Source organism: Mycoplasmopsis gallinacea (genome assembly GCF_012220205.1).
In the GTDB taxonomy this organism is placed as follows: Bacteria; Bacillota_I; Bacilli_A; order Mycoplasmatales; family Metamycoplasmataceae; genus Mycoplasmopsis; species Mycoplasmopsis gallinacea_A.
The window spans coordinates 914,939-925,809 of sequence record NZ_CP047225.1 but is presented as its reverse complement, the minus strand read 5'-3'; the positions used below and the strand labels follow the sequence as shown (position 1 = coordinate 925,809).

The 10,871-nt window shown below is 27.1% G+C and carries 11 protein-coding genes; 9 read left to right on the top strand and 2 right to left on the bottom strand.

All coding sequences use genetic code 4. The annotated features are described in order from the left end of the window. Positions 1–472: 472 nt before the first annotated feature. Positions 473–1,306, bottom strand: coding sequence for a hypothetical protein (locus tag GOQ20_RS03670; RefSeq protein ID WP_167845451.1), 834 nt, complete (start codon positions 1,304–1,306; stop codon positions 473–475). A gap of 416 nt (positions 1,307–1,722) precedes the next feature. Between GOQ20_RS03670 and GOQ20_RS03665 the strand changes: the two genes are divergently transcribed. Together GOQ20_RS03665 and GOQ20_RS03660 are read left to right on the top strand one after the other, a co-directional pair. Continuing rightward, the gene (locus GOQ20_RS03665) at positions 1,723–3,645 is read left to right on the top strand and encodes an McrB family protein (RefSeq protein WP_167845450.1); all 1,923 of its coding nucleotides are present in this window, start codon (positions 1,723–1,725) and stop codon (positions 3,643–3,645) included. Beyond that, positions 3,645–4,922 (top strand): LlaJI family restriction endonuclease, encoded by a 1,278-nt coding sequence (locus GOQ20_RS03660; RefSeq protein ID WP_167845449.1) that lies wholly within the window; start codon positions 3,645–3,647, stop codon positions 4,920–4,922. The genes GOQ20_RS03665 and GOQ20_RS03660 overlap by 1 nt, the downstream gene beginning before the upstream one ends. A gap of 102 nt (positions 4,923–5,024) precedes the next feature. On the opposite strand, the gene GOQ20_RS03655 is transcribed toward GOQ20_RS03660, so the two are convergent. Continuing rightward, positions 5,025–5,789: a MurR/RpiR family transcriptional regulator gene (locus GOQ20_RS03655; protein ID WP_167845448.1), complete on the bottom strand. Its 765-nt coding sequence runs from the start codon at positions 5,787–5,789 to the stop codon at positions 5,025–5,027. 130 nt (positions 5,790–5,919) lie between these two features. Between GOQ20_RS03655 and GOQ20_RS03650 the strand changes: the two genes are divergently transcribed. The 7 genes from GOQ20_RS03650 to GOQ20_RS03620 are packed head-to-tail and all read left to right on the top strand — an operon-like array spanning position 5,920 to position 10,869. After that, positions 5,920–6,990: an N-acetylmuramoyl-L-alanine amidase-like domain-containing protein gene (locus GOQ20_RS03650; protein ID WP_167845447.1), complete on the top strand. Its 1,071-nt coding sequence runs from the start codon at positions 5,920–5,922 to the stop codon at positions 6,988–6,990. Positions 6,991–7,006: 16 nt separating this feature from the next. After that, entirely contained in the window at positions 7,007–7,882 is an 876-nt protein-coding gene (locus tag GOQ20_RS03645; RefSeq protein ID WP_167845446.1) for an N-acetylmuramic acid 6-phosphate etherase, read from the top strand. Next, positions 7,872–8,216, top strand: a complete 345-nt coding sequence (locus GOQ20_RS03640) for a PTS lactose/cellobiose transporter subunit IIA (protein ID WP_165001804.1) — start codon at positions 7,872–7,874, stop codon at positions 8,214–8,216. The genes GOQ20_RS03645 and GOQ20_RS03640 overlap by 11 nt, the downstream gene beginning before the upstream one ends. Continuing rightward, complete coding sequence (locus GOQ20_RS03635; protein ID WP_167845445.1) at positions 8,203–8,745, top strand: hypothetical protein; 543 nt, start codon at positions 8,203–8,205, stop codon at positions 8,743–8,745. Before GOQ20_RS03640 ends, GOQ20_RS03635 begins: the two co-directional genes overlap by 14 nt. A 1-nt stretch (position 8,746) precedes the next feature. Further along, positions 8,747–9,055, top strand: a complete 309-nt coding sequence (locus GOQ20_RS03630; protein ID WP_167845444.1) for a PTS sugar transporter subunit IIB — start codon at positions 8,747–8,749, stop codon at positions 9,053–9,055. A gap of 1 nt (position 9,056) precedes the next feature. After that, positions 9,057–10,529 (top strand): PTS sugar transporter subunit IIC, encoded by a 1,473-nt coding sequence (locus GOQ20_RS03625; protein WP_167845443.1) that lies wholly within the window; start codon positions 9,057–9,059, stop codon positions 10,527–10,529. Between the two features lie 22 nt (positions 10,530–10,551). Further along, the gene (locus GOQ20_RS03620) at positions 10,552–10,869 is read left to right on the top strand and encodes a hypothetical protein (protein ID WP_167845442.1); all 318 of its coding nucleotides are present in this window, start codon (positions 10,552–10,554) and stop codon (positions 10,867–10,869) included. Positions 10,870–10,871: the final 2 nt, after the last annotated feature.

Below are 10,871 nucleotides of genomic sequence, written 5' to 3'. Positions count from 1 at the left end.
ATTAGGATTTTTAAAAACCCAAAATACCCATATAAAGGAGCGAAAAACTCAAAATATAGTCTAGCCACATTTTGAGTAATGTTTTAATTACTATTTAAATTATTTAGCTTCAGCTAATGCGATACCATTTTTTAAATCAGTTGAATTTTGCTCTTAGTGCATTATTGTAATAAAAGCTCGATTGTAAGTTGCATTGCAACGCGGGTGGATTCAAAAACACAAGAAAAAAAGCAATTTATTTCAAAAACAATGGTCAACCAGTGTTTATTTAAGAAATATTGTGCTTTTATTAAAAACTATAAAATTAAGGATTTTTCAAAAGACAGAAAGAGAAAAAGTGCAACAAAAATACCATTCCTAACGCAATAGGGAATGGTATTTTTGTTGCATTGGAGATTACACTCAAGCCAAGCATTTATAATGCTTGTTTAATAATTTGCTTTACATTAGTTATTTTTTAATATTTATTTAATTATTTTAATAACTCTCTTTTATTTGAGTTTGAACTCTGGATTTTAACAATGATTGATCAAATTGCAAAAGATACTGATAAAACCCCAAGAATAGTAATTAAAACAATTGATCAAACAGGTAATCATTCAACTTTAAATCAACTATATTGATTTTTAATCGCAAAGCAAAATCCTATTGCTACAAAGGTAATTGACATAAGCAAAAATAACATAGCAAATAACAAGAAATCTATATGTCTTTTATCTTTTTTAAATAATTCTAATTTTTGACCATCTTTTAACAAGTAAACCAAAGTAAATAATGGGATTAAAGAACTTATAAATAACGAAACAAACATACTTAAATAAAAATGTCAATTATTTTCTCAGTCGGCAGGTATTGCTTTGGTTCTTGAATATCCTTCTATATAATCATTCGGTACATTAATTGAACTAATAGGAATTAGTTTATTTAAAATTCAAAAACTTAAAAACATAACACCAAAAAACATTAATACTAAAAATAAACGAAACATAAATCTTGCTGTTAAAAGTTTTATCACTCTAATTTCATTTATTTTATTTTTATAATTAAGATTAAATCTGGGGGTTATAAATTCTTGAATCGAAAATTTATCATTATTAAGTTTTTTATTTAATGATATTTTTAAATAAATTAAAAATGTGTACAAAATAAATGCAAAGCACCCAACCAAAAATGTTGCAAAATACCCTTTATTTTCAAAACCATCACCAAATCCTAGTGATCCAATAATTAATAATATAATTGGTACTATTCACAAAATGAATGCAGATGAATTAATTATGTTAATTGTTTTATTTTTTAATAACATATTTAACCCTCCCAACAGTTCTAGTAAATGCTAAGTCAAATTTGTCACTAAAAATCGGAAAAGTGACGCGCAAGCTAAGTGTCAAAAAATAACAATGCTTTTTTGTTGTTTAAATTATAAGAAAATTAATGTGAAAAATTAAAAAATAGTGACATTTAGTTTAATAATTTACAGGCATTTCTTTTATATCATTATTATTTTACACAATGGACGCAAAAAAGTCACATGCATTTAATTTGCGCTTCACTTTTCTAATTTATAAAATTTTTGTTTTTTACTAGAAAGAATTAGTATAAGTGAAAAAATATTATTAAAAGAGAAATATTATTTTACAAGAAATGAATGCTGATAAAATTAAATAAAGAGACAAAAATAACTTTTTAAATCTTGATTCCTAAAAAAGTGAGAGATAAAAAATGAGTATTAATAAAGAAATAATCCAAATCAATAAAATAAAAGATTATTTAGCACAGAAACCGAACATACAAAGAGATGCAATTCAAAAAATAACTAAAATAGATATAGATAATGTGAACTCATTTTATAACGAAATTAAATCTAATTTTGAACCACGTAAACTAGAAAAAATACCAAGTGAAGATTTATTGTATAAACTCTTTAATGAAACCAATGAAAACGGAGTAAAAAAAGAAGATAAAAAAGAAAATTTAATGTATCGCCTAGAGTATTATGGTTGAGTATATAAAAAACCAATTAATAAAAAAACTGAAGATTATATGAATGAATTTTTCGGTAGTATAAAAAATGGGGACGCTAGTACTAAATTCCCTTTACAAATAGCCAAAAGTAAAGATAAAAAAGAAATCATTTTCATTCACAAAAAAAGAGAAATTACTAAAGAAGAAGCTATACAAATAACAAATGATGTTAAATTGTTTCTTAAGAAAGTTTATGAGAAAAGTAACACTTATGATAATTACAATTTAAATAACATTGACGAATGCATTGAATTTATAAAGTCAATTTATAATTCTATAAAAGAACATGAATCTTGAGAATTTAAGGAAGGTGACTGACCATTTAGTCTATTTGATAGAGTTTGATTTAAAAAATATCTCCATATTATGTTTCCCGATGTATTTTCTCCATATTACAAAACTGATGGATGACAAAAATACATTTTAGATATTCTCTTTGGTGATGAAGCAAATAAATGACAAGAGCAAGAAAAATTGAGTAAAGAAGAGAAAAAAGAAATAAGTTTTATGGTTAATTCAATACTAATAACTAATAAAATCAAAAGTGAATTTAATTTAAAAAATTATGAATTTATTCATTGTATATCTAATATGGATAATGAAAAAGAGAAAAATTATGTATATGTAAATAAAAAGGGTAAAGAAAATATGACAGAAACCAAAGAAAATAAAAACAACATAAATGAAAAAGGTGTAAATATCATCTACTACGGTGTACCTGGTGTTGGTAAATCATACAAAGTTCAAAAAGAATATTGTTTAGATGACAAAGATAAACAAGTCAGATTTGAAAGAGTTGTTTTTCATCCTGAATATACCTATGGAGATTTTGTAGGTCAAATCAAGCCAATTATTAAAAAAGAAAATGGAAATACCCTAATTTCTTATGAATTTGTCCCTGGTGCTTTTACGAAGATTCTGAAAAAAGCAATTGAAGATACTAATAATCATCACTACTTAATTATTGAAGAAATTAACCGCGGAAATGCACATTCTATTTTTGGTGATCTTTTCCAACTTTTAGATAGAGATGAAAGTGGAAAAAGTCAATACGGAATAACAAATTATGATCTTTTAGAATATATAAATAATGATGATTTAGAACTGGAAAAAATCCATTTACCTTCGAATTTATTTATTATTGCCACAATGAATACTTCAGATCAAAATGTTTATACTCTAGATACTGCCTTTCAAAGACGTTGAGAAATGAAACATATTTCTAACGATTTTACAGAAAAGGAAGAAAAACTTGAAAACTCTGAAATATTAGACACAAATGTTTCTTGAGGAACTTTCTTAAAAGTAATTAATGACCATATTTTAAATAATTCTAGCCATATGAGTTCTTTGGAAGATAAAAGAATTGGTAAATACTTTATAAACAAAAAGGATTTAGAGAATAAAAAAAGAATTGATTATTTTGCTCATAAAGTTCTTAAATATTTATGAGACGACGCTTTTAAATTAAACAGAGAAAGTGTGTTTAAAGATGAATTTAAGAGCTTAGATTCAGTTATAAAGATATTTATAAAGAGTGAAGGTAATGAAAGATTTAAGAGCATTTTCAACGTCGAAGTTCAAAATAAATTAAGTTCTAAATCAAATAACAATAAATAATGAGTCAAGATATAACAAATAAAAAAGAACTTGAAATTCAAGTAGTAAATAGTAATGAATTAAATGGTTTTGTAGGTCTATTAAAAAAAGATAACACTCTCACAGTTTCATTTCCTATTGGTTACAATCTTAAAGACATAAACTCAAAAGGTGAAGAATCTAAAATAATAGAAATTAAAAAGTTGTTAAAATGTCTTAAATTTTTGAACAGAGCGCAAGAACAAACACTTTACAAAGATCAAGAAAGTTCATCTAAAAATTCATTTTTCCCATTAAGTTCTTTTTTATATGTTTTAGAACAATTTTTGATAAGCAACAAGAAATATCTACATGAAAAAGATATTATCATTACACATTCTAATGGCGGAAAAATTGATTTTAAAAAGACAATTCAGATTGAAAAACCAATTATTTCTGGCAAAAATTTAATCTATTTAAATCTTTTACACCGAAAAAATCTGCAAAATCATGAGGAGTTAATTACAAAGATTCATAAATATTGCATTTATGAAGGAATTAGAAATCTTGGTTGATTTTACAATGTTTCTTTATCAGTTATAGAAAAACCCAATGTGAAATTTCACAAATCTTTATTCAAATCTTGCTTACAACAAAAGCTTTCAAAAACTCAAAAAGACAATGAAATTTCTTTGCTAAAATGTATGCTTAATATAATTGAAAACTATGATGATGAAAATAAATCTAGCTGAATTTATGGTACAAAAGAGTTTGAATATATTTGAGAAAGAATGATTCAAAGTGTTTTTGATAACTACGAACAATCTAAAAAAGAAGATCTAAAACCTAAAGCAATTTGAACAATAGAAAACCCTATTTGAAAAGAAGAAGAAGCAAGTTCTTTAATACCAGATTCGATAATGATTTTAGAGGATAATTATTACATTTTAGATGCAAAGTATTACAAATATGGAATTGATCCAAGTAAAGGATCAAATACTCTTCCGCAAACAAGTGATATTGTTAAGCAAATAGCTTATGGCGAATATATTTGTCACAAAAAGAAATTAGGTGCCAAAAATGTTTTTAACGCTTTTTTAATTCCTTTTGATTCACAAAATGATTATTTTAATTCAAATGGAAAATTCTTTTATGTTGGAAAATCAGGTATAAAAGATTTTGGAAGTTCTAAACCTTATGAGCAAGTTAACGCAATTTTAATTGATATAAAATGATTAATTGAAAATTATGATAAAACAGATGATTCTACAAGAAATGACTTAGCTAATTTAATTAAATCAAACACAATAATTAAATAACAAAAAGAGCAAGATGTATTTGTATCTTGCTTTTATTTTATGGTGTTAAATTAAGTGAATTATTAAGGTCTAATTTAGATTTATTTACTTATTTTATAGGTATTAACGGTATGAAGAAAGCTCAAGATTTTCTTGGTTTTTTTGGTTCTTTTGAAGCTCGATAAAGATTTTGTAATAAATCTCAACAGCAAATATTTTAGATTGCATTGTAAATACCCTAAGAGCATCTTGTCTTTCTTCGGTTTTGATGTGAAAAAAGAATTTGACTTTATCTTTTACTTCAGGAGGCATTCATGAAGAAACCACAATAACTGCGGCTTTAGTGTGCTTTACAATATCAATCATTCATTTGTGCTGAAACGATACAGAATTAACAATAATAACATCTTTTTCAGTCAGTAGTTTTGAAAGACCGATTTGCTCATATTTATTTCAAACAACTATAGCATTTTTGTCCATTCTTAGCAACTTAAGTTGAAAGTCAATATTGGTGCTTAAAGCCCCAGAAACACCGATAAATAGAATTTTACGACTATTATCAATAATTCTAGCTGCAAGTTTAATTTTGTTATCACTATCTTTTTTAGATAGCTTTTTCTTTTTGTAGTTTTCTAAAATTTGCTCATGCATAAAAATGAGCTCTTTAACATTTGAAAACCCCATTTTTTTACAAAAAGCCGTAAAAGTAGAAGGGCTAATTCCGTTTTGATCGCAAAAATCAATTGCTTTTTCAATTGGTTTTAAATCTTTAATGTATTTTAAGATCTTACGTGCAATGTGTTTGTTAATTGTTTCCTTTTGATTACTTTGATCAATAAGTTTGTCATAAAAGATCTCAAAATTTGTAGTTTTGCTTCGTTTCGCCATACCAAAATTATAAAATATTTCACAAAATATTAAATATAACACAAATTTTTTTGAAATTTTTGATAACCAAAAAATAAAATTAAAGTAGGGAAATAATAAAAATCCCGGATATTTTAATTAAGGAGAAAAGATGAAAATCGGTAAATTCTTGCTTTTAGGAGCTAGTATAATTCCTGCTTTATCGATAATTAGTTGTAATAGTAAAACTAATGAAAAAGCTCTAATTGAAAAACTAGAAACTGAAAATTTAAATCTTAAAGATATCTCTGCTGAAAAAGCTAAAGTAGAAAAAGTAAATGAAGATTTAAATAAACAGATTAAATCAAAAGATTCAACTCTTGCATATTTTAGTGGCTTTTTAAAAACTGAAAATCCACTTTTAACTAATGCAGCAACCATTTCGAAAGTTAATGAAATTATTGCTGCTAGAAATACTTTTAATCAAGCTGGTGATAAATCAGTTAATGAACTTGTTTCATTTATTAGTGATAAGTTCTTAAATGATCCATATGTAGCTAATCGGCTAATTGGAAATAATGAGAATAAAGAAGTATTAGTAGCTGATTTTACAGGTCTAGATTGCTTTACATATTTAGATTATGTTAATGCACTTTTATATGCTAGTGATTATAGTGGTTTCTTAGATGCTTTAGTAAGCACTAGATACAATAATTCAGAAGTAACTTATGTAAATAGAAAACACTTTTTCACTGATTGGGAACATGGAAATCCAATTGCGAAAAACTTAGTTACTGAGCAAGTTTTAGGTACTGAAAATGCAGATAAAATTATCACTATTGATTTTGTTAAAAATGGTATGCCAAATAAAGAAAATCCTGCTCAAAGAGATTCGGTTCTTGCTGGTGTTGCGCAAGAAAATAGAACAGTTAAATACTTAGATGTTAAAGCTGTTAGTGATGAATTTTTAGCTCAGTACTTTAAAGATGGTGATTTGATTATGCTTGCAGTGCCTGCTAGCTTAAATAGTTGATTAGACGTAACTCACTGTGGATATTTAATCTTTAAAGAGGAAAATGGAGTTAAAAAGCATACTATAGAAACGCTTCAAGTTCAAAAGCTAATATGAAAGTTGTTGATACTCCACTTGTTAAGTATCTTACAGATCGAAACTTTGATACAAAAAATAATAAACCATACGATGTACCAAAAGTTCCAGGTATCTTACTTTATAGAACCTTAGAAAGAAACAATTAGTTATGAAAATGAACAAAATTGCAAGTTTAAAAACTGAGCAGCGTAACAAACGAACTTTCAATTTTTCCAAGTTAGATACTATCTCAATGGTTGAAACAATTGCATTAGAAGATTCAATCATTCTAACTGAAGTGCAAAAAAACAAGGTAAAAATTGCTAAATTAATTAATTCTGCTCACAAAGCTTTAAAAAATGGCGGAAGAATCGTTTATATTGGAGCTGGAACTAGCGGAAGAATTGGGATGCTTGATGCATCAGAAATTTATCCAACTTACGGAGTAAAAGGTAAAATTATTGCATTAATTGCTGGAGGAAAACAAGCTTTTTATGAACCAATTGAAGGTGCTGAAGATAATAAAGAGCAAGCTAGAGAAGATCTAAAAGCAGTTAATTTAAACAAAAATGACATTTTAGTAGGATTAACAGCTTCTGGTAGAACCCCTTATGTAATTGAAGCTCTTGAGTATGCTAAGCAAATTGGATGCAAAAATGCTTTAATTTGTAATTCGCTTTCAAAAGAAAATAAATTAGATGTTGATCATTTAATTTTCCTAAATACTGGAGCGGAAGTTATTACAGGTTCAACACGAATGAAAGCTGGAACATCACAAAAAATGATTTGCAATATTTTATCAACTGCAGTAATGACTAAGCTTGGATATGTGCGTGGCAATTATATGATTAATGTAATTCCTTCAAATCAAAAGCTAGAACAAAGATGTAAAAATATGATTCAAGAAATTACAAATGCTTCTAGCGAAGAAATCGAGCAGGTATTTAGTCAAACCAAAAATGTTCAAATGTCACTTTATATGTTAGAAGATAATCTTTCATTATCTGATGCAAGAAAAAAATATGAGGAAAAATATGGAAAATAATATTGAACAGTTATGCTTTGAACTTATTTCTTTTAGTGGTGAAGCTAAAAATTGTTTCTTAGAAGCTATTGATTTAGCTTTTGACGAAAAACTTGAGCAAGCTAAAGAAAAAGTCAAGGAAGGAAAAAAGTTTCTCAAAAATACTCACAATGCTCATTCAAATTTACTTACAGCTAGTTTAAATGGGCAAATTCAAAACGAGTCAGTTTTAATTATGCACTCTGAAGATCAATTTATGTCAGCTGAAAACGCTTTAGTAATGGCTGAAAAAATGATCAAATTAGTTGAAAAATTAACTGACAAATACAAAGAAGGTAAAAATGAAAAAAACTAGAGTTAGCTCTGTTATAGGCCTAAGTATTCTAGTTGCAATTCTTTCAATTATTGAAACACTTGCATTTATACCAAAGATAATGCAAAAAAGCAAATCTGAAATTGCAACAGTTAGCCTTAACTATTCTGACATTAATTTTATAATGACAGTTTTATTAATGTCAATTCTTATTTTTGTTTCCATCGTTTTATTGGCAAAAGATTTTTACCAAAAACGTAAAAATGGACAAAAATTACTTGGTGATAACCCAATTAAATATATTTTCACCTTAACAACATTTGTTATCTCATTTGCTTTACTTTTACATACATCAATTGCTTATTCAGTATTTAGCGATGACCTTATGCAATTATCAGCAAATAATACTGTTTTTAGAGGTGAAGCTTATGAACTAGCAATAGCTCAAAATAATAGCATTAAATATACTCTTCTTAGTCTTGTTTTTGTACAAGCAGCCAACATTTTAGTATATTTAGTTTATGTATTTGCTAAAAAAGCAATAGCAAGCAAAAAATTAAAAGAGGTGTAAGATGAAAGTATTACTTATTTGTTCAGGAGGAATGTCAACTCAAATTTTAATTTCTTCACTTGAAAAAGAAGCAAGTAAATTAAATTTGGACAATTTTAGTGCCAAAGCCATTGGGACTAATGAAATTGAAGAATTTGAAGGTGATTTTGACATTGTTTTAGTTGCTCCGCAAATTAAACACAAATATAGCCAAATTGAAGAATTTGCAGTTAGCAAAAACAAAAAAATCTACCAAATTCAAATTACTGAATATTCACCAATTGGTGCATCCAAATTAATTCAAAATATTTTAAAAACAATGGAGTCATAAAATGGAAAAAACCAAAAAAAGTTATGGTCTTTCATTTATGAAATGAGTCGAAAGAACATTTATGCCTATTATTTCTAAATTAGGTGAAAATCGTTATATCGACGCAATTCGCAATGGAATGATCTCAATTATTCCTATTTTATTAATAGGTTCATTATTCTTAATCCTTTTCTTTTTCCCAATCGGTAAAGAAAGCGGACAAACTTTCGGGCAAGCTGTTTTAATGAAAACCGAAGCTGGAAAAAAATGAGCATCATTTTTAATGCTTCCATATAGATTAACATACCCAATGTTAGGATTTTTTGCAGTTCTTGGAATTGCTCGTTCTCTTAGCAAAAGCTACAAATTAGATGATCAACAAGGTGTTTTGATTGCGCTTATTGGTTATTTAATTTCAATTATTGGACCAAAATATACTGGAATTGGTAACCCAACTATTTCAACTGCTTCTTTTGGATCAGCCACAATTTTTGGTGGAATTGTAGTTTCAATTCTTTCAATTGAAATCTTTAGATTATGTGTTAAATATAACATCATAATTAAAATGCCTAAATCAGTTCCACAATCAGTAGCAAAACCTTTTAACGCATTAATTCCTATGATTTTTGTTATTTTACCTGCTACTTTCTTATTCTACTTTTTAAAATTCGATATTCACTCATATGTTAACTTCACCCTTTCTCCACTTCAAACATTATTTGGAAAAAGTAATTACTTTGGATTCTTAATTGTAGTGTTATTTGTTATGATTCTTTGAATCGCAGGTATTCATGGAATGTCAATCATCGGAGCTCTTGCTCGTCCATTTTGATTAATTGCAATCGATCAAAACAGCGAACTTTTAACTAACTTAAAAGTAAGTATGCTTTATGCAAAAGATGGTGCTAACATTTTAGTTGAACCATTTTTCCAATGATTCGTATGAATTGGGGGAGCTGGAGCTACCTTAGGACTTATTATTGTAATGCTCCTTTTTGCTAAATCAAAATACATTCGTTCAGTTACTTATCCATCAGTACTTCCAGGGATTTTCAATATCAATGAACCAATTATCTTTGGATACCCGCTTGTTCTTAACCCGTTTTTAGCTCTTCCTGCTATTCTTTCACCAATTGTAATGGGAACTGTTACCTTTATCTTAATGAAACTTAATTTAATTGCAATTCCAGTGCAAACTGTTGGTTGAACTCTTCCTACTTTCTTTGGAGCACTTCTTTCAACAGGTCTTGATTGAAAAGCTGGTGTGCTTACCTTTGTTTTAATTTTTATTTCATGTCTTATTTGATACCCATTTGCAATTGCTTATGATAAAAAACTTCTTAAAGAAGAAATTGAAATGGAAATTGAGACTAGAATTGCTGAAGCTAAAAAGCAAAACATCACTTTAGATGTAGATAAACTTAAAGAAGAAATTTCTAAAGAATTTCATTCTAGAACTATTTTCAAAAGAAAATTTTGAAAAAGAAAACAATAAATTTTAATTAAAAAGGATTTTTATGCAATGATGAGTTTTCCTAATTTTGATTGCTTGTGCCGCCTTTGCATATTTAATAACTAATAAAATCAACACCAGCTATCAAGTTTTTAAAAAACTTAAAATGTGATATGTTCTCCCTTTCCCTTTTATTGTATTTATTCTAGTTGGTGTGCCACTTATAATTGCAAATGTTGATTTTAATATCACTTTTTATGCAACAGGAATTCCATTTGTGCTTTGCCTTGGATTTTCTACAACACTCTTTTTAGAAAGATATAACATTTGAAGAGAGCAAAAACTTGCTAAAGCTAATCAGCATCAAAATAAACGCAAATAGAA